Source organism: Croceibacterium ferulae, from assembly GCF_003660445.1.
GTDB lineage: Bacteria > Pseudomonadota > Alphaproteobacteria > Sphingomonadales > Sphingomonadaceae > Croceibacterium > Croceibacterium ferulae.
This window is the reverse complement of record NZ_QZVQ01000009.1, coordinates 56594-76873: the sequence shown is the minus strand read 5'-3', so window position 1 is coordinate 76873 and position 20280 is coordinate 56594. Positions and strand designations below refer to the sequence as shown.

The 20280-nt window shown below is 68.6% G+C and carries 11 protein-coding genes; 6 read left to right on the top strand and 5 right to left on the bottom strand.

Translation table 11 applies throughout. The annotated features are described in order from the left end of the window. Positions 1–34: 34 nt before the first annotated feature. The 6 genes from D5S08_RS11740 (at position 35) to D5S08_RS11715 (ending at position 9807) form a co-directional block, all read left to right on the top strand. Positions 35–3046 (top strand): S8 family peptidase, encoded by a 3012-nt coding sequence (locus tag D5S08_RS11740; protein ID WP_121118762.1) that lies wholly within the window; start codon positions 35–37, stop codon positions 3044–3046. Positions 3047–3107: 61 nt separating this feature from the next. Continuing rightward, positions 3108–5528, top strand: a complete 2421-nt coding sequence (locus tag D5S08_RS11735) for an ATP-binding protein (protein WP_121118760.1) — start codon at positions 3108–3110, stop codon at positions 5526–5528. A 64-nt stretch (positions 5529–5592) separates the two neighbouring features. Next, entirely contained in the window at positions 5593–5985 is a 393-nt protein-coding gene (locus tag D5S08_RS11730) for a response regulator (protein WP_121118758.1), read from the top strand. A gap of 98 nt (positions 5986–6083) precedes the next feature. Beyond that, a complete protein-coding gene (locus D5S08_RS11725) occupies positions 6084–6977 on the top strand; it encodes an SDR family oxidoreductase (protein WP_121118756.1) in 894 nt (297 codons plus the stop codon). Then, positions 6974–7981: an SDR family oxidoreductase gene (locus D5S08_RS11720; RefSeq protein ID WP_121118754.1), complete on the top strand. Its 1008-nt coding sequence runs from the start codon at positions 6974–6976 to the stop codon at positions 7979–7981. Before D5S08_RS11725 ends, D5S08_RS11720 begins: the two co-directional genes overlap by 4 nt. Continuing rightward, a complete protein-coding gene (locus tag D5S08_RS11715; protein WP_121118752.1) occupies positions 7978–9807 on the top strand; it encodes a glycoside hydrolase family 15 protein in 1830 nt (609 codons plus the stop codon). Before D5S08_RS11720 ends, D5S08_RS11715 begins: the two co-directional genes overlap by 4 nt. A 61-nt stretch (positions 9808–9868) precedes the next feature. On the opposite strand, the gene treY is transcribed toward D5S08_RS11715, so the two are convergent. The 5 genes from treY to glgB are packed head-to-tail and all read right to left on the bottom strand — an operon-like array spanning position 9869 to position 20280. After that, positions 9869–12283, bottom strand: a complete 2415-nt coding sequence (treY, locus tag D5S08_RS11710) for a malto-oligosyltrehalose synthase (RefSeq protein ID WP_241557372.1) — start codon at positions 12281–12283, stop codon at positions 9869–9871. Further along, complete coding sequence (gene malQ / locus D5S08_RS11705; RefSeq protein ID WP_121118750.1) at positions 12280–14292, bottom strand: 4-alpha-glucanotransferase; 2013 nt, start codon at positions 14290–14292, stop codon at positions 12280–12282. Before malQ ends, treY begins: the two co-directional genes overlap by 4 nt. Further along, positions 14289–15989 carry a malto-oligosyltrehalose trehalohydrolase gene (gene treZ / locus D5S08_RS11700; RefSeq protein WP_121118748.1) on the bottom strand — a complete coding sequence of 567 codons (1701 nt, stop codon included), beginning with the start codon at positions 15987–15989 and terminating at the stop codon, positions 14289–14291. Before treZ ends, malQ begins: the two co-directional genes overlap by 4 nt. Positions 15990–15991: 2 nt before the next feature. Beyond that, a complete protein-coding gene (gene glgX, locus D5S08_RS11695; protein ID WP_121118746.1) occupies positions 15992–18118 on the bottom strand; it encodes a glycogen debranching protein GlgX in 2127 nt (708 codons plus the stop codon). Beyond that, positions 18115–20280, bottom strand: coding sequence for a 1,4-alpha-glucan branching protein GlgB (gene glgB, locus D5S08_RS11690; protein WP_206610335.1), 2166 nt, complete (start codon positions 20278–20280; stop codon positions 18115–18117). The genes glgX and glgB overlap by 4 nt, the downstream gene beginning before the upstream one ends.

The following is a 20280-nucleotide window of genomic DNA, read 5'->3' as shown; positions in this document are numbered from 1 at the left end:
CGGCCGATTCTCGGCCACGCAACGGGAGGGCACGATGCACTTACACTCGACCAAGCGACGCCTGCTGGCGGCGGCCGCGATCACGCTGCCGGTGATGCCGCTGGCGGGCAGCCCGGCGGCTGCACAGATGTTGACGCCGGCCGCCGCCACTGCGCAGCCGGTCGAAGCCGACCGCGCCGTCCCGATGACGGGCTTCATCCGGGCATTCGGGGGCGAGGTCGATCCGCAGACCGGGTTCATTCGCGCATTCGGGGGCGGGATCGATCCGAAGACCGGATTTATCCGCGCGTTCGGCGGCAGTCTGCAGCCCTTCACCGGGTTCATCCGCGCCTTCGAGGGCGAGGTCTCTCCCCACACCGGTTTCATCCGGGCGTTTGGTGGCGACATCGATCCCTATACGGGTTTCATCCGGGCATTCTGGGGCAACCTGACCCCCGAAGGTGGGGAGCTGAGCCCGCAGACCGGGTTCATCCGGGCATTCGGCGAGGGTTACATCCCCCGGATCGACGACACGCTGCACCTGTGGATGCAGGGCGACGCCAGCGGCGATTACGGCCCGCTGGCTGCGCAATTGCAGTCGATCGCGGATGATGGCGCGGCGATCTGGGGCGACGCCGTGCGGCAGCGCACGGGCAAGGACTTCGCGGAAGGCTTCGCCAACCGCTTCTACGCCGACTGGGGCATCGACCCAGCCGATCCGGCATCGCTGGGGCGGCTGAGCGTGGTCGACCGCCAGTTGATGATGCTGGACTGGCATGACGAGATGCTGGGCTTTTCCGGCATGGACAACACCGATCACTGGATGAACGCGGTCAACTGGCGTCCTGCGCTGACGCAGGTGCAGGGCGGCGGGCGCAACACCACGATCGGGCTGGTCGACTTCTTCGCCGCCGCCGACAGCGATGTCGCGTCCAAGGTGGTGTTCGATGGCGGCTACGCCGATGTAGACAATCCGCACGGCACCGCGGTCGGCAGCCTGATGGTGGCATCGCATGACGGGCGCGGCGTGATGGGCATCGCGCCCGAGGCGCGCATCGCCGCCTACAATCCGTTCGATGCCAGCATGACCGCCGGCTGGGATGATGTACGGGCGGGCATCGCCGCGGTGGCGCGCGCCGGCGCCTCTGTCGTCAACCTGTCGCTGGGCGTCAGCGGGCAGACCCTGCCGACAGACTGGCGCGGCGTGTTCCGCGCCTCCGCCGTGGACAGCCACAAGGACAGGCTGATCTACGTCATCGCCGCCGGCAATGACGGGATCGCGCAGACCGCCAATATCGAGATGAACGGCGCGCTGGATTCCACCTTCCTCGTCGTCGGCTCCGTCGATCCGGGCGGCACCATCTCCTCCTTCTCCAACACGCCGGGCACTGCCTGCATCACCGATGGCGGCGACTGCAAGAACCGCGCGGCATGGAATGCCAAGGGCAGTTTCGAAAAAACCGACTACCTGAAGGAAAGCGGGCTGCTGATGAACCGCTTCCTGGTGGCGCCCGGCGAGCTGATCCTGGTGGCGGACGGTACCGGCGGCGTTACCCGCATGTCCGGCACATCCTTCGCGGCGCCGCTGGTGTCGGGCGCCATCGCGCTGTTGCACGATCGCTGGCCCTGGCTGCGCAACCATCCGCGCGATACCGCCAAGATCATCCTGGAAAGCGCGCAGGATCTGGGCGCACCGGGCGTGGATGCGGTCTACGGCCATGGTCTGCTGGATATCGAGGCGTCGCAGGCGCCGCTCGATTTCGGCAAGCTGAAATATTATCGTGTGATGAACGGCTCCGTATCGGAGGTGTCGGCCAAGACGCTTGGCCGCGGCGGCGTGCCCGCCGGCTGGTCGGCGCAGGACGCCTATTTCACCGCGTTCGAGAAGATCGACAGTGCCGAGCGCGACTTCCTGATCCCCCTGTCCGACCGGCTGTTCAATGCCAGCCTGGGCGGCCGATCCTTCCAGGATTTCGTCTACCACCGCATGATCGGCTGGATCGGCGGTGGCGGCAGCAACCGGCACATCGCTGCGCTGACCGACCTGGTGCCCGGCACGGCAATGCCGCTGGCGGATGGCTGGAGCATGGTGATGCGCGGGCGCACCGAACAAGTGGCAGGTGCCGGCCACATGGACCGAACCATGCTGCGCGCCAGCGTGGAGGTCACCGCGCCTGACAACGCCTTTTCCGTCGGCTTCGGCCATGGCGATGGCGCGGTCCTGCTGGGCGGCACCGGCGGGCTGCAGATGACGGGCGACTTCAATCCGCAGACCGGCGGCGCCAACCCGCTGCTCGGCTTCGCCAGCGGCGGGGCGCATGTCGCCACCACGCTGCGGGTCGCACCGAAGCTGGAGCTGCAGATGGGCGTGACCCGGCAGGATCGCCCGATCGAGCAGGACATGGCCGGCGCCTTCTTCAATCCCGCCGACGCGCCGCTGTTGCAGACGCTGGACGATTATCGTGCGGTGGCGACACAGGCCAAGGTGACGTGGCGACCGGACGGGGCGGTGTCCCTGTCCGCTGCCTTCACCCGGCTGCAGGAAGCGGGCGCCTTCCTGGGCGTGCGGTCGCTGGACCGGGGCGATTTCGGTGCCGGTACGGCCAGCAATGGCGTGACGATCGCTGGCGATGCCACCGTCGGCAGCGGGCTCAGCCTGTTCGCCAGCGGCACCCTCGCCACCAGTGCGTCGCGCGGTGCTGCCGCGCTGCAGGTGGGCGATACGGTCAGCAGTGCGTTCCAGCTGGGTGTCGCCAAGCAGGCGGTGCTCGGCGGGGCCGACCGCCTGCGCCTGTCGCTGGCGCAGCCGCTGACGATGGAACGGGGCACCATGCGCTACAGCGAACGTGCGGTGATCGACCGCGAGACGGGCGAGATCGGCATTGTCACGCGGGAGGTCGGCATCGGCGTGCCGGGCGGCCGGCGCATGCTGGCGGAGGCGATCTACGGCACGGATATGGCGGATGGTCGCGGATCGGCCAGCCTGTTCACCAGTGCCGAACTGCGCGAACACGATCCCGACATGCCGGCCTGGACCGTCGGCGGCAATGTGCGCTGGGGCTTCTGAACTGCAGGGGCGGGGCGGCGGCTTTGCGAAGCCTTAACCGTCCCGCCTTACAAGGCGTGCAGTGAACCCTGCACGCCTTGTTCTCGCCGCCACGGCACTGCTGCTGCTGCCGGCCGCGGCTCCGCCGACGGCCGAGGCACCGACCCAGGCACAGGCACAGGCACAAGCACAGGCCGCGTTCGACCGCGCGATCGCCGGGGCCAAGAACGCGATGATGGCCGACCCGCAGACCGCGCTGGCGGAGGTCGACCGGGCATTGCTGCAGGACGGCATCTTTGCCGGCCGGACAGGTGCCGTGGCGCGGGCCACCGCCCTGTGGTTGCGGGCGGAGGCGCTGATCGGGCTCAATCGGCTGGACGAGGCGCAGGTCCAGGTCGGACAGGGGCTGGCGCTCGTCGAGGCGCACGCGAATGGCACCAAGCTGCATGGCGACCTGATGCGCGCTCGTGGCGCCATCGCAGGGATCCAGGGCCGGCCGCACCAGTCGCTGACCGATCTGCTGCAGGCTTTCCGCATCTTCCGCCTGGCCGGCGACCTGCGCAGCCAGGCGATCACCCTGCAGGACATCGGTCAGATCTACTGGGAGGCCGGGGATCAGGAGCGCACCCTGCGCTATTACCAGCAGGCGCAGGAGCTGTATCAGAGCGATCCTGCCCTGATGCTGGCAGCCCACAACAACACCGGCGAAACGCTGCGGGCCATGGGCCGCTGGCAGGAGGCGGAGGTGCAGTTCACCGCCGCCCTGCGCGATGCGCGCGCACTGGGCAGCGTGCTGCTGGAAGCGCGCGTGCTGGGCAATCTGGCGCTGGTGCAGGCAAGCCGGGGAAGGCTGCAGGCCGCAGACCGGAATGCGGCACGGGCCCTGACGCTCAGCCGGTCACCGGAGGCGGCGGACTGGCGCCCGACCATCTTCGGGGTCATGGCGCACATCGCGGCAGCCCGGGGACAGGATGACGTGGCCCGGCAATGGCTGGAACGGACCTTTGCCGGACGCGATCTCCACCGGACCGACAGCTCGTTCCGCGAATATCACCAGACCGCCGCCCAGGTGTATCGCCGGCTCGGCCAGCTGCAGCTTGCCTATGATCACCTCGCGGCCTTTCAGCGCATCGACAGCGAGGCACGGGCGCTGACCGCCACCGCCAGTTCGCAGCTGATGGCCGCGCAGTTCGACTTCGCCAACCAGAACCTGCACATCGCGCAGCTGAAGCAGGGCCAGCTGGAACGCGACGTGCAGATGGAACGGCAACGCGGCCGCTATCGCACCAATGTGTTCCTGCTGCTGGCGACGGCGGCGATCGTGCTGCTGGCGCTGATGGGCTGGGCCACCTGGTCCATTCGCCGTAGCCGCAACGAGACCCGCAGCGCCAACACGGTGCTGACCCGCGTCAATGCCGATCTGGAAGCCGCCCTGCGCGCCAAGACCGATTTCCTGGCCATGACCAGTCACGAGATCCGCACACCGCTGAACGGGATCCTGGGCATGACGCAGGTGATGCTGGCCCGGCCGGAGATCGCCGGGGAGACCCGCGAACAGGTGCAGCTGGTGCATGGCGCGGGCGAGACGATGCGCGTGCTGGTGGACGACATCCTGGACCTGGCCAAGATGGAGGCGGGCGAGATCAGCGTGCAACTGGCGCCCACGCGCCTGCAGCCGATCCTGGATGATGCGGTGGCGCTGTGGCGCGCCCGCGCCGCGGCCAAGGGGCTGCGGCTGGTAGCGGAGCTGGAGCTTGGCGGCGCCCCGGTCGAGACCGACGGCGCCAAGCTGCGCCAGATCCTGTTCAACCTGCTGTCCAACGCCATCAAGTTCACGCCCGCGGGCGAGGTCCGGGTTTTCGCCACCCACGACCGCGCGACAGGCCGGCTGACCCTGGCGGTGGAGGACACCGGCATCGGCATCGCCCCGGAACAGCAGCCCCAGGTGTTCGAGGCATTCCATCAGGTGGACAGCGCCATGACCCGGCAGTTCAGCGGCACGGGGCTGGGCCTGGCCATCTGCCGCAATCTGGCGGGCGCGCTGGGCGGCACGCTGAGCCTGACGAGCGAGCCCGGGGTCGGCAGCCGGTTCACGCTGGAGCTGCCGCTGCAGGAGGCCGCGATCCCGCAGGCTCCGCCGCCACGAAGCCTGGCCACCGCCCGGATCGGCATCGTGGAGGCCGATCCCGCGCGCCGGCTGAAGCTGGCCGGGCTGCTACGCCCGCATTGCGCCGCGGCGCTGCCGCTGCCGGATGCGGAGGCCGCGCTGGCGCTGCTGAACGAAGGCGGGCTGGACGGGCTGGTGGTGGATGCCGGTGGCTGCGATCCCGCCGCCCTGGCACAGCTCGGCGAGTCATCCTGTCCCACCGTTCTGCTGGTCGCCGCCGGAGCCACCGGAGTCGGTGGCGGATCGCTGACGGTGCTGGCCAAGCCGGTGACCGGGGCGCAGTTGCTGGCCGTCTTGCGAATGTTCTTCACGGAACATTTGGCCGATGTCGCATAACGGCTAACAGGCTGTTTACCTTGCCGGCCTATTGCAGCTGCAGGGTTGATGGAGTGCGCTGATAATGCTGGTCCTGTTTGTCGAAGACGATCCCATGAACCGCCGCGTCGTGCGGGACATGCTGCGCGTCGTCGGCAGCGTCATGGAGGAGGCCGAGGAGGCCGCAACCGGGCTGGAGATGCTTGCCGCCCGGCCGTACGACATGGTGCTGATGGACCTGCGCATGCCCGGCATGGACGGCATCACCGCCATCCGCCTGCTGCGAGAGACGCCCGGACCGAACCAGTCCACGCCGGTCATCGTGGTTACCGCCGACATGGCGCCCGACCTGCGCGCAAGCTGCCTGGCGGTCGGCGCGGACGAGGTGATCGTGAAGCCTGTCGCGATGGCCGCGCTGCTGGATGCCATGGCCCGGCTGGCCCCGCAAGAGGCGGCGGACGAGTTCGTGATCGACTAGGAGCACGACCCCTCCCGGCAAAAGTTCCGCGGGGATCGCCGGAACAAGTGCCGCGCTCGAAACCTCTGCTTGCAACACCAAATTGAAGGAGTTGCCGCATGAGCGAGCGCCTGAAGATGCAGGATCCCCGCACCCAATACCCGCAGCCCCCCTTCCGCAAGCAGCCGCAAGCGGCCCCGGGGCTCGCCCGCAAGATGGACCCCCAGCCGGACCATGGCGAAACCAGCTACACCGGATCGGGCCGGATGGCCGGCCGCCGGGCGCTGATCACCGGGGGTGACAGCGGGATCGGCCGCGCCGCCGCCATCGCCTATGCCCGCGAAGGGGCCGACGTCGCGATCTCCTACCTGCCGGACGAGGAAGCCGACGCCGCCGAGGTGATCGCCCTGATCGAGGCGGAAGGCCGCATCGCCCTGGCCCTGCCGGGCGACGTGACGGACGAGGGCTGGTGCCGCACGCTGGTGGAGCAGACGGTCGAGAAGCTGGGCGGGCTGGACATCCTGGTGGTGAATGCCGGACGCCAGCAGACGCGCCCGGACGTGTCTGAGGTCTCGTCCGAGGATTTCGACCGGACCATGAAGACCAACCTTTATGCCCTGCACTGGATCGCGCAGGCGGCCGTGCCGCACATGCCCGCCGGCAGCGCGGTGATCACCACCGCATCGGTGCAGGCCTATGACCCTTCCGCGCACCTCCTGGACTATGCCACCACCAAGGCCGGCATCGTCGCCTATACCAAAGGGCTGGCCAAGCAGCTGATCGAGAAGGGCATCCGCGCCAATGTGGTCGCGCCCGGCCCGTTCTGGACCGTGCTGCAGCCGTCGGGCGGGCAGACGCAGGAAGCGGTGCAGAAGTTCGGCAGCCAGAGCGAGTTCGGCCGGCCCGGCCAGCCGGTGGAGATCGCGCCCGTCTATGTGCTGCTGGCCAGCCAGGAAGGCAGCTACATCACCGGCGAAGTGTACGGCGTGACCGGCGGGGCGGGCGTCGCATGATGGCGGCGCATACCCGGACGGCCGTGGTGACCGGCGGCAGCGCCGGCATCGGCCTGGCGACGGCGGAGCACCTGGTCCGCGATGGCTGGCAGGTGGCGATCCTGGCCCGCGACCCCGCGCGGCTGGAGCAGGCGCGCGCCATGCTGGCCACGCACGGCCCGCGCGTGCTGGCGATCCCGACCGATGTGGCCGATCCCGATGCGGTGGACGAAGCGGCGGCGCGGGTGGAGCAGGAGCTCGGGCCCATCGGCGCGTGGGTCAACAACGCCATGTCGACCGTGGTTGCCCGCGCGGACGAGATCACCCCGGCGGAATATCGGCGGGTGACGGACACGACCTATCTCAGCCAGGTCTACGGCACGCTGGCGGCGCTCCGCCACATGAAGCCGCGCGGCAGCGGCGCGATCGTGCAGGTGTCATCCGGCCTCGGCTTCCGCGCGGTGCCGATGCAGGCAGCCTATTGCGCGGCCAAGTTCGCGGTGTCCGGCTTCACCGATGCGCTGCGGGCGGAACTGATCGCGGACGACCTGCCGATCACCCTGTCTGTCGTCTACCTGCCCGCGGTCAACACGCCGCAGCCCGGCTGGGCGCGCAATCACAGCGGCTACGAACAGGTGATCCCAGATCCGCTGTACGATCCCCGACTGTGTGCCCGGGCGATCGTGCAGATGATCGACGATCCCCAGCGGGAGGCATGGGTTGGCCGCTCCACCGCCAAGATGGCGCTGGGCCAGGCGCTCGCGCCCGCACTCGCCGACTGGCAGTCGGCCAGCTTCATCGAGGCGCAGCAGGGTGCGCCCGGCGGCGACAAGCCCGGCAATCTGGAACAGCCTGTTTCGGGTCCCGCCCGCATCGACGGCGATTCGACCGATCGGGTGACCGGCAGCCGGCTGGAGATCTTCACCTCGCGCCAGCGTGACCTGGTGAAGGCAGGCATCGCCGGCGGCCTGCTGGCCAGCGGGGCAGCCGCCGGCCTAGGGCTGGCCAGGCTGCTGCGCCGATGAAGATCCTGGACGCGCTGCAGCGGCCGGCCCGCACGCCGGTGGCGCACCAGGCGGGCCAGCGGGAGGACGGCTACCTGCCGCTGGAGGATTACGGCGCGCTGGGCGAAGGGCGCTCGATCGCGCTGTCCGGCGCCGACGGCTCGATCGACTGGTGGTGCGTGCCCAATCTGGATTCGCAGCCTTTGTTCGACCGGCTGCTGGACCCGGAGGATGGAGGCCGCTTCGTGATCCAGCCGGAGGGACCGTTCACGGTCGAGCGCCAGTACCGCCACGAAAGCAACGTGCTGGAGACGATCTTCACCACGCCCGAAGGCGGGCGGGCCAAGCTGACCGAATCGATGAACAGCGGCAATGCCGGCCGGCTGCCCTGGGCCGAGCTGGGGCGCCGGGTGGAAGGGCTGGACGGGACCGTGCGGTTCCGCGTGGAGATGCGCCCGGGCCGGCGCGCCGATGGCGCCAGTCCCTATCAGTCGCGCATCGGCCAGCATGCCGTCTTTCATGTCGAACGCGTGCTGGGCCTGTTCCTGACCAGCGACCAGGTGGAATGCGAGCGGACGGACGAGGCGGTGATCGGCCACTTCACCGTCACCCCCGGCAGCCGCGAAGTGCTCGCGATCGTGGCGGGCGAAGACGAGCCGCTGGTGGTGCCCCCGCTCGACAAGATCGACAGCCGGATCGACCTGTCGGACCAGGAATGGCGCGACTGGGCCAAATATGTCGAATATCGGGGCGAGTGGCGTGTGGGCTTCATCCGCAGCGCGCTGGCGTTGAAGCTGCTGCTCTATTCGCCATCGGGCGCGATCGCCGCGGCGGCCACGACCTCCCTGCCCGAGGCGGTCGGAGGCCCGAAGAACTACGATTACCGCTACGCCTGGGTGCGGGATGCGGGCTACACGATCAAGGCGTTCCTGGCGGCAGGCGCACAGGCGGAGGCGAAGGCCGCGCTGACCTGGCTGCTGAAGCGCCTGCAAGAGGAAGACCTGCATGTCATGTACCGCCTGGATGGCGGCACCGCGCCCGATCTGACGGAGATCGACGTCCCCGGCTGGCGCCGCAGCGGCCCGGTTGTGGTCGGCAATGTGGCCACGAAGCAGCACCAGCACGGCATCTATGGCGACATCTTCGAAACGGTCGCCCGCTTCGTGTCGTGCGGCAACCTGATCGATTCCTCCACCGCGGAACTGCTGGTCCACATCGCCGATCGCTGCGCCGATCATTGGCGGCGCAAGGATTCGGGCATCTGGGAACTGCCGGAGGAGGAGCATTACACCTTCTCCAAGATCAGCTGCTGGCAGGCGCTGGCCCGGGCGGTGGAGCTGGTGGACGAAGGCCAGCTGCCCGATACCTGCCGCCCGCGCTGGTGCCGCGAACGCGACCGGATCGCCCACTGGATTGCCGAGAATTGCTGGTCGGAGGAGAGAGGCGCCTACCTGCTGCATCCCGGCAGCGACCGGCTGGACGCGGCCATGGCGCTGGCCGTCCGCTTCCGCTTCGACGGGCGTGACAGGCTGGAGCGGACGCTGGATGCCATCGACCGCGAACTTGGCACCGGCCCGTTCCACTACCGCTACAGCGGCGTGGAGGTGGAGGAAGGATGCTTCCTGGCCTGTTCGTTCTGGATGGTGGAGGCGCGCGCGCTGCTGGGCCAGAAGGACCGCGCCCGCACGGATCTGCGCCAGCTGGTCGACGGGCTGGATCGCGGCGTCGGCATCTACAGCGAGATGGTCGACCCGCGCACCGGAGGCTACCTGGGCAACCTTCCGCAGGGCCTGACGCATCTGGCGCACATCATGGCGATCGAGGCGATCGACCTGTCGGGCGATTGATCACCTGTTGTCTCTGCGGGCACTCGCTGTGCGGACCCGCAGAGACAAAGTCAGGTCGAGATCACGCCGAAAGCCAGATCGGCGCCGCGGCGAAGGCATCCGCCGCCAGCACATCGCCCAGCTTCGTATCGCCCCACCAGTCACGGCCGGGCATGGCGCCCTCGCTCTCGATGATCGCGGCCGAACAATGCAGCGCGAAGGCGAGCGTCAGCGCCTCGCCATCACCTTCCCGCCGGAAGGCCAGCACATTGGCGGCGCGCGGGCCGGTCACCTCCACGGGCGTGTAGCCCCTGCCGGCGAACAATGCCGCGTGATCGCGACGCAGCGCCAGCAGGCGGCGCATCACGTCGCCCTTCCAGTGCCCACCGGCCTGACGCGCGGCATAGTCGACCGGGCGGCGATTGTCGGGATCGACCAGGCTGAAATCCTCCTGCTCCGTCCCCTGATAGGTGTCGGGCATGCCCGGCACTGTCAGCCGCAGGCCCAGTTGCACCAGCGCCACGGCGCGGAAGGCGGGCTCGACCTTCTCCACGAAGGTGACGATGGCGCCCACCAGCGGGGCGTGGCGCTCCTCCGTCAGCAGCGCGGTGACCAGGTCGGCGCAAAGCTGTTCGTAGGTCTCGTCCGGCGCCTCCCACGATGATCGCAGCTTCGCCTCGCGCAGCGCCTTCTGCTGCCAGGCATTCACCCGCTCCGCGAACTCGGCCTTGCCTGCGGTGTCATCGGTGGCGAGGCCGGCCGGCCAGGCGCCGAACAGCGTCTGCCACAGGGCGTAGCGGTCCGCCGGGTGCATCCCGGTGGCCTCGCCACCCGCCAGCCAGTCCCAGCCGGTGACCTCCTGCCGCCACAGATCGGGCACGCTGCTCAGCACCGCCAGCCGCGCGCGCACATCCTCGCCCCGCTTGTGGTCGTGGGTGGCGGTGGCCAGCATGGCCGCGGGAAAATGCTCAGCACGTTCCGCATTGCCGGCGTGGAACTCTTCCGCGCTCTTGCTGAAGCGACCGGCGTCGAAGCCGACATCGGTGCGGCTGAGCAGCCGGCAATAGCGGTAGAACCCGGTATCCTCGACCGCTTTGGCAGCGATGGGCGCGGACAATTGCCAGAAGCGGCGGCGCGCCGTCTGCAGCAGCCGGTCGCCTTCGGCCGGCTCCACCAGCCAGTCCAGGATCTGCTCCACCACGCCAGACTCGCCCGGCGGGGCGTAGGGGATCACCGCCGCCCGCACGCGTTCCAGCATGGCATCCTGCGTCGGCGCATTGTCGCGCGGGCGGTAGGTGCGATAGACCGGGAACACCCACAGCAGCCGCTCGATCGCGCGGCGCATCATGCCCAGCGTCCAGCCGCGGCTTTCCGGCCGCGACGCCGCCAGTTCGGCAAAGATTTCGGCGCAGGCGCGGAACTGGCTGTCGAACGACCAGGACAGCAGCTGCTGCCGCGCCAGCAATTCTTCCTGGTGCCAGGTCAGGTCACGCCCGCTGAATTCGTGCCACAACTGCGTCAACGGCGCCTCGCCCGCCGGGTCGTGCAGCACGGCGCTGACCTCTTCCATGAAGTCATACCCGCTGGTGCCGTCCACCTGCCAGCTCTGCGGCAGGCGCTCGCCCGCACCCAGGATCTTCTCGACCACCAGATAGGCCGGGCCGGCCGGCACATCGGCCGGGCGCTCGATCGCGTCCAACCGTTCGCGCAGGGTGCGGCAATAGGTGCCGGGATCGGTCAGCCCGTCCACGTGATCGACCCGCAACCCGTCCACCAGCCCTTCGGCGTAGAGCCGGAAGTAGAGCGCATGCGTTTCCTCGAACACCTGCGGGTCTTCCACGCGCAGGCCCGCCAGCTCGCTGACGGTGAAGAAGCGGCGCCAGTTCAGTTCGTCATCCGCGGTGCGCCACCAGCCGAGCAGGTAATGCTGCCGCTCCAGCAGCGCGCGCAGGCCCTCGATATCGCCATCGGCCGGCAGGTTCGCCTGATCCTCCGCCCGGATCGGCACGCGATGCTCGCCATAGACCAGCAGTTCCGCAGTCTCGCCATCGCGGGCGATCGTGATCTGCCCGTCGACCAGCACATCTTCCAGCCGCGCGCCCAGGATCGGCAGCAGCGGCTTGCCGCTCCAGTCGATGTCGAAGAAGCGGGCATAGCGGCTGCTTTCCCCGTTCAGCAGCACGTCCTGCCACCATGGATTCTCGCCCCCGGCGATCCCCATGTGATTGGGCACGATGTCGATGATCAGGCCCATGCCGTGCGCACGCAAGGCGGCGATCAGCGAGCGCAAGCCATCTTCCCCGCCCAGTTCCGGGTTCACCCGCGTTGGGTCGGTCACGTCATAGCCATGGTTCGACCCGGACACCGCGGTGGTGATCGGGCTGGCATAGACGTGGCTGATGCCCAGATCGTGCAGGTAGGGCACGATCGCCTCCGCCGCGCTGAACGGGAAGTCGCGGTGCAGTTGCAGGCGGTATGTGGCGCGCGGGATGGTCAAGCGAGGTTTCCTTTACGCGCTTCACCGATGCGGCGGGCGCGGGTGGCGATCTGCGGGCGGGCCAGCAGTTCGGGGACGGATGCGGGCAGGCGGCGGCGCCAGTTGGGGTGTTCGTCCGTGGTGCCGGGCAGGTTGGGCTGTTCCTCCAGCCCGATCAGATCCTCCAGCGGCAGGATCACCAGCTCGCCGGAGGCGGTGCCGATATGCGCGGCGGCGGCATCCACCACCGGGTCACGGTCCCAGTCCGCCGGGCATGGACCTTCGGCGGCGCCGGTCTGCCGCATCGCCTGCCACAGCTGCTGGCGGTCGCGCTGCCGCCCCTGCAGATCTTCATCCTTGCTGTCCGCGCCCGAACGGCCCAGCCGCCAGGCCCATTCGACATCGCGCCCCTTCCACCAGCCGGCCACCGTGGCGAGATCGTGCGTGCCGGTCATGGCGACGGAGGACGGGCGGTAATCGGCCGGTGGCTGGAACGTGCCGTCGCCGTCGCGTTCGAACCACAGCACGTTCATGCCATGCACCGCGCGCTCCGCCAGCTTGGGCCGCAAGCCTTCCGGCACGGTGCCTAGATCCTCGCCAATGACGACGGCGCTGGCGCGGTGGCTCTCGATCGCCAGGATGCGCAGATAATCGTCCAGCGGATAGGTGAGATAGGCGCCCTGCTTCGATGGCTGGCCATGCGGCACCACCCACAGGCGGTTGAGGCCCAGGATGTGATCGATCCGGATGCCGCCCGCATGGGTGATGGCGGACCGGACCGTGCCGATGAAGCCGGCAAAGCCCGTGCGCTGCAAGGCCAACGGGGCGAAGCTGGTGATGCCCCAGTCCTGCCCTTGCGGCCCCAGCAGATCAGGCGGTGCGCCGATGCTGAGGCCGGTCAGCAGATCGTCCGGCCGGCTCCACGCATGGCTGCCGCCGCTGTCCATGCCGACCGCCAGGTCGGAGATCAGGCCGATCGCCATGCCGGCCTGCTTCGCGGCACCTTGCGCGGCGGCCAGGCTGCCCTCAGCCAGCCATTGCGCGAACAGGTAGAAGCCGATCTCGTCCGCATGCTCTTCCGCGAATCGGCGCACGGCGGCGCCATCGGCATCGTGGAACTCTGCCGGCCAGCCCTGCCACCCGCCCGCGCCCGTGTGGAAGAAGTGGGCATGCAGGGCATCGAAGGTGGCATGCAGCCGCAGTTCCCGCCCGCCCTTCGCCACAAAGGCGGCAACCTGCCGTTTCACCGCGTCGCTGCGCATATCGTAAGCGGCGCGCAACGCGGCGATGCGCGACGGGATCGCGGCTTCCCAGTCGATCAGATCATCGCCGGCCCCGCCGGGCAACGTGCCGCCAACCAGCCGGGGATCGGCATACAGGATGTTGAGGAACAGCCGGCTGGACGGCGCATAGGGCGAAAAGCGCGAGGGATCGGCCGGGAACAGCGCATGGGCCGGGCTGATCGCCAGCGCATCCGCCCCCGCCTGCCCCAGCGCCGTGGCCGCCCCGGCCAGCGTGCCGAAATCGCCAAATGCAGAAGGGCGGTCATCGACCAGCGAGGCAAGCTGCGCCGCGCTGCCCCACAATTTGCGACCGGGCGCCGCATCGGCAAAGCTGAAGCAGCGCCGTGGCGCCACCGCCAGCGTATACTCCCGCCCGCCGACCTGCAGCCGGTGGTAGCCGGGCGTGCCGATCCGCGAGGTGGGCAGGCGCAACTGGCCATTGCCGTGCGACGACAAGGGCAGGGTCACTTCCCCGCCATCCTCCAGCATCACCTCCGCGCGGGACAGGCCGACATCATTGATCAGCAGGTCGTCGCCCAGATCGACCGACAGGAAATTGCGGGCCGCTCGGTCGGTCGCCAGCTTTTCATGGGAGGCGGCAATCTCCGCCGCGCTGCCGGCGGGGTAGCCGAGCGCCGCCAGCACGCGGGCAAGATCCTCCTCCGCCGTGACCTGCGGCCTGGCCTGCGCATCATCCCATTCGGGCTGGAGGCCGGCCGCTCTGGCGAGTTCGGAAATCCCGGTCATAGCGCTATCCATGCGGCAAAGCTGGCGGGTGCGCCGGCCTCGCCCAGTTCGAACAGGATGCGGCCCTCCATCTCCGGGAAAGCCACCGTCGCGTCACCCAGATTGAAAGCCAGCCCCAGCGTGCAGCCATTGCCCAGCAGCCAGCGGGCGGTGATGGCACCCTCCCCCAGCACCTCGGTACCGGCCGAACGCGCGCCTTCGATCCCCGGCACCACATAGGCAGCGCGCAGCGCGAGCAGGTCGGCATAGAAGCCGCGCCACTCGGCGGCATCCGGGCCGGGTTCGGGCACGGAGCGGGTAAAGGTGGCGGGATCGTTGGGATCGGGAATGGCTGCGCGCGCCGCCGGGTCGGAGAAGGCGGCAAAATGGGCGAATTCCTTGCGGCGCCCATCCCGCACGGCATCGGCCAGTTCGTCATGGAAGTCGGTGAAGAACAGGAAGGGCGTGGTGCTGCCCTCCGTCTCCCCCATGAACAGCAGCGGCACCTGCGGGCACAGCAGCTGCAGCGCGGTCGCGGCGCGCAGGCGGGCCGGGTCCGCCAGGCTCAGCAGCCGTTCGCCCAGTGCGCGATTGCCCACCTGGTCGTGGTTCTGCAGGAAGGTGACGAAGCGCCCCGCCGGCAGATGGCCGCTGGGCGCCCCGCGCGCATGTTCGCCGCACACCTCGCCCTGATAGATGAAGCCTTCGGCCAGGCATCGTGCCAGCCGCTCCGTCGGCATGTCGGCGAAGCTCTGGTAATAGCCTTCGCTTTCACCCGTCAGGATGACATGCAGCACATTGTGGAAGTCGTCATTCCACTGCGCGTCATACAGGCCGGGGGCGAGGCGGTCGGGATCGTTGTTCTCGTTTTCCAGCACCAGATGGGTATGCCGGTCCGGCAGCGCCGCCCTGATCTCGCGCGCCATGTCGTCCAGGAAGCCATTGTCGGCAATGGCGTGGACCGCATCGAAACGCAGCCCATCGATCCGGTATTCGCCCAGCCACATCAGCGCATTGTCGATGAAGAAGCCGCGCACCGGATCCCGGCTGACCGCCACCGCGCCGCCCCAGGGGGTATGCGCGTGTTCGTCGAAGAAGCCGCCGGCATAGGCGCCCAGGTAGTTCCCGTCCGGCCCGAAGTGATTGTACACCACGTCCAGGAACACCATCAGCCCCAGCTCGTGCGCGGCATCCACCAGCGCCTTCAGCTCGTCCGGCGTGCCGTAAGCCCCGGCGATGGCATAGGGCAGCACGCCGTCATAACCCCAGTTGCGCGTGCCGGCGAAGGCGGCGACCGGCATCAGCTGCACCGCGGTGATGCCCTGCTGCGCCAGCTGCGGCAGGGTGGCGGCCACGCCGGCGAAGCCGCCCAGCACGCCGGCATGCACCTCCAGGATCACCGTCTCCGCCCACGGCCGGCCCTGCCAGCCGGCAACCTGCCACTGGTACTCCTCCGGGTCGGTCAGCACGCTCCAGCCATGGACACCGTCGGCCTGCTGGCGCGACGCCGGGTCGGGAACGGCAAGATCGGCGTCCAGACGAAAGCGGTATCGCGCACCGGGGGCAGCATCCGCCTCCACGCTGAACCAGCCTTCGCCCGCCGGCGACATCGCCAATGCGGTGCCGCCATCCAGTTCCAGCGACACCCCCTCGCGGTCAGGCGCCCACAGGTTGAAGCGGGCACGTCCGCCGCCCAGCAGTTCCGGGCCCCAGCGCATCGTCACTCTCCGCCGTCCGGATCGGTGCCATCCTGCTTCTCGGTGCCTACGATCAGCACCACCGCATGGGCCTGCACCTCGACCGTGTCCTCGATCACCCGCTCCGGTGCGGTGGGATCGGCGCTGTCGATCACCAGCCGCCGCTCCCGCGATGGCGCCGGCAGGTTGAAGGTCAGCGCGTCGTCCGATCCGTTCATCAGCATGGACACGACTTCCAGTACGCCATCCTCGCGCCGGCGCACCCGCCGCATCAGCAGCGCGCGCCCTTCGGCATTGTGCCAGTCCTCTTCCGTCAGGTGTTCGCCCCGCTCGTCGAACCAGTCGATGTCGAGCATGCCGGGGGCGATCTCCTCCTCCCCGTGCAGGAAGTGGCTGGCGCGCAGCAGAGGATATTGCTGGCGAACGGCGGTCAGCCGGCGGACGAAATCGCTGAGCGCCTGCCCGCGATCGCTGCGCAGATGGTCCCAGTCGAACCAGCTCAGCTCGTTATCCTGGCAGTAGGCGTTGTTGTTGCCATGCTGCGTGCGGCCGAACTCGTCACCGCCCAGCAGCATGGGCGTGCCGAGCGAAGCAAACAGGGTGGTCAGCATGGACCGCGCCACCCGGTCCCGCTGTTCGATGATCGCCGGATCGTCTGTCGGCCCTTCCGCGCCCCAGTTGCGAGAATGGTTGTTGGAATGGCCGTCGCGGTTGTCCTCGTTGTTCGCCTCGTTGTGCTTGTCGTTGTAGCTGACGAGATCGGCCAGCGTGAAACCGTCATGCGCGGACACGAAGTTGACACTGGCCCACGGGCGCCGTGCGCGGCGGTCGAACAGGTCGGCGCTGCCGGCGATGCGGTTGGCGAATTCGGGCCGGGTGCCGGGCGCGCCGTTCCAGTAGCTGCGCGTCACATCGCGGAACTTGTCGTTCCATTCAGCGAACCCTGCCGGGTGGTTGCCCAGCTGGTAGCCGCCCGGCCCGATGTCCCACGGCTCGCTGATCAGCTTCAGCTGGCTCAGCACCGGATCCTGCCGCAACACGTCGAAGAACCCGCTGCGCGGGTCGAAGCCATTGTTGCCGTCGCGCCCCAGCGTCACGCCCAGGTCGAAGCGGAAGCCGTCCACATGATAGCTCTGCGCCCAGTAGCGCAGCGAATCCGCCACCATCTGGATCACGCGCGGGTGGCTGAGGTCCAGCGTGTTGCCGGTGCCGGTATCGTTGACGCAATACCGCGGCTGATCCTGCACCAGCCGGTAATAGGTGGCATTGTCCAGCCCGCGGAAGGACAGGGTCGGTCCCAGCTCGCTGCCTTCGGCCGTGTGGTTGTACACCACGTCCAGGATCACCTCGATCCCGGCGGCATGCAGCCGGCGGATGGCGATGCGCAGCTCGTCGCCGCTGCCGCCCGCCATGTAGCGGCGCTCCGGCGCGAAGAAGCCCAGCGTGTTGTAGCCCCAGTAATTGGCGAGGCCCGCCTCCTGCAGCCGCTGGTCCTGCGCGAAGGCATGGATCGGCAGCAGTTCCAGCGTGGTGACGCCGATCCGCTTCAGGTGATCGATCACGGTGGGATGGGCCAGCGCGCCATAGGTGCCACGTTCACGCCGGGGCACGTCCTCCAGCAGGCGGGTCATGCCTTTCACATGCGCTTCGTAGATCACCGTTTCGGACCAGGGCACATTGGGCCTGGTGTCGACCGTCCAGTCGAACCCGTCGGCGGTCACCACCGCCTTGGGCATCGCGGACGCGCTGTCGCGCTTGTCGAAGCTCAGATCCTTGCGGGGGGAGCGCAGGCGATAGCCGTGCAGCGATTCATTCCAACGGATGTCGCCGTGCAGCATCTTGGCATAGGGGTCGAGCAGCAGCTTGTTGGGGTTGAAGCGGTGTCCGGCCTCCGGCTCGTACCGGCCATGCGCGCGGAAGCCGTACAGCAGGCCCGGCTTGGCATAAGGCAGGTAGCCGTGCCACACCTCGTCCGTGCACTCGTTCAGCGACAGGCGGGCGATCTCCTTGCCGCCCTGCGGATCGAACAGGCACAGGTCCATTCCGTCCGCATTGGCGGAGAACACCGCGAAGTTGACGCCGAGACCGTCGAAGGTGGCGCCCAGCGGATAAGGCGAACCCGGCTGCAGCCGGTCCGGCAGCGGGCTCAAGCGCCTGCCTTCAGGATGACGACGCCCAGTGGGGGCAGGTTGACGCAGGCCGAATGCGGCTGGCCGTGGCAGCCATGGCCTTCGTCGGCCACCACCTGCCCGTCATTGCCCCAGTTGCTGCCGCCATAGATCGCGGCATCGGTGTTCAGAACTTCCATCCAACGGCCCCCCTGCGGCAGGCCCACGCGATAGGATTGTTGCGGCTGGGGCGTCATGTTGACGATCACCGCCATCTGCGCCCCGCCGCCATCTGCCCTCACGAAGGCGTACACGCTGTTGTGTGCATCATCAGGCACAAGCCAGAAGAAGCCGCCGGGTTCCGTATCCAACTTATGCAAAGCCGGCTCGGCTGCATAAAGCCGGTTCAGGTCGCGCACCAAGGTCTGGATGCCTGCATGATCGGGCTCGTCCAGCAGGTGCCAAGGCAGCGTGGCGTCGTGGTTCCACTCCTTCGGCGCACCCAGTTCGCAGCCCATGAACAGCAGCTTCTTGCCCGGATGCATCCACATGAAGGCAAGATAGGCGCGCAGGTTCGCGCTCTTGCGCCATGGATCGCCGGGCATCTTGTCCCACAGCGAGCCCTTGCCGTGGACCACCTCGTCATGGCTGATCGGCAGGACGTACTTTTCGGCATAGGCATAGACCATCGGGAAGCTCAGCTCCCCATGATGCCACTTGCGGTACATGGGATCCCGCTCGATGTACTGGAGCGTGTCGTGCATCCAGCCCATGTTCCACTTGTAGTTGAAGCCCAGCCCGCCATGGGCAACCGGCGCCGACACGCCCGGCCATGCGGTGCTTTCCTCCGCCACGGTGATCGCGCCGGGGCAGCGCTCCGCCACCAGCGTGTTCATGGTCTTCAGGAAGGCGACCGATTCCAGGTTCTCCCGCCCGCCATGCACGTTGGGCACCCATTCGCCGTGATTGCGGCTGTAGTCGCGATACAGCATGGATGCGACCGCATCGACGCGCAGCCCGTCCACATGGAAGGTTTCCAGCCACCAGATGGCGCTCGCCAGCAGGAAGCCCGACACCTCGTTGCGGCCCAGATTGTAGATCAGGGTGTTCCAGTCCTGATGAAATCCCTCCCGCGGGTCGGCATGTTCATATAGCGGAGTGCCATCGAACATCGCCAGGCCGTGCGCATCGGTCGGGAAATGGGCCGGCACCCAGTCCAGGATCACGCCCACGCCCGCCCGGTGGCAGGCATCCACGAAGCGGGCGAAATCCTCCGGCGTGCCGAAACGGGCCGACGGCGCGAACTGGCCCAGCGGCTGATAGCCCCAGGATCCGCCGAAGGGATGCTCCATGATCGGCAGGAGCTCCACATGGGTGAAGCCCATGCCTGCCACATAGGGGACCAGCCGCTCGGCCATTCCAGCCCAATCCAGCGTGTCGCCGCTTTCCCCTTCGGTGCGCATCCACGATCCGGCATGGACCTCGTACACGCTGACCGGCGCATCGGGCGCCTGCCGCCGGCCGCGTTCTTCCATCCAGTCGCTGTCGGTCCACTGGAAATCGGGCACTGCCGCCACGATGGAGGCGGTGCCCGGCGGCACTTCGGTGGCGCGGGCGAGCGGATCGGCCTTCTGCACGACCGAACCATCCGCGCCCGCGATCTCGAACTTGTAGCGTTCGCCGGGGGCAAGGCGCGGCACGAACAGTTCCCACACGCCGGTGGGATGGCGCGCGCGCATCGGGTGGCGGCGGCCGTCCCAGCTGTTCCAGTCGCCCACCGCGCTGACGCGGCGAGCGTTCGGCGCCCAGACGGCGAAGTTGACACCACTGACACCGTCCAGGGTCATCGGCTGCGCGCCGAACACGCGGGCCAGATCGAAGTGTCGCCCTTCGGCGAACAGATGCAGGTCGAAGTCGGACAGCACCATGCCGAAGGCGTAGGGGTCTTCCGTCTCCTGCACCGTGCCGTCCGGCCAGGTGATGCGCAGCAGGTAGGCGCCGTCACTCGCCAACGCGCCGCTGAACAGGCCGGGCGCGGCCTCCTCCAGCGGGCAGGCCTTGCGGCCCTGCACCGCCTCCACGCTGACCGCGCCGGGCTGGAAGGTGCGCACCGTCAGGCGCTCACCATCGCGGTGTGCGCCCAGGAAGGCGAACGGATCGTCCAGCCGGCCTTCCAGCATGGCGGCGGCAGCGGCGGGCAGCAT

Coding starts and splice junctions, on each gene's coding strand:
- malQ (WP_121118750.1), bottom strand. CDS start 14,292: ATGACCGGGATTTCCGAACTCGCCAGAGCGGCCGGCCTCCAGCCCGAA.
- D5S08_RS11740 (WP_121118762.1), top strand. CDS start 35: ATGCACTTACACTCGACCAAGCGACGCCTGCTGGCGGCGGCCGCGATC.
- treZ (WP_121118748.1), bottom strand. CDS start 15,989: ATGCGCTGGGGCCCGGAACTGCTGGGCGGCGGACGTGCCCGCTTCAAC.
- D5S08_RS11730 (WP_121118758.1), top strand. CDS start 5,593: ATGCTGGTCCTGTTTGTCGAAGACGATCCCATGAACCGCCGCGTCGTG.
- glgB (WP_206610335.1), bottom strand. CDS start 20,280: ATGCTGCCCGCCGCTGCCGCCGCCATGCTGGAAGGCCGGCTGGACGAT.
- D5S08_RS11720 (WP_121118754.1), top strand. CDS start 6,974: ATGATGGCGGCGCATACCCGGACGGCCGTGGTGACCGGCGGCAGCGCC.
- D5S08_RS11715 (WP_121118752.1), top strand. CDS start 7,978: ATGAAGATCCTGGACGCGCTGCAGCGGCCGGCCCGCACGCCGGTGGCG.
- D5S08_RS11725 (WP_121118756.1), top strand. CDS start 6,084: ATGAGCGAGCGCCTGAAGATGCAGGATCCCCGCACCCAATACCCGCAG.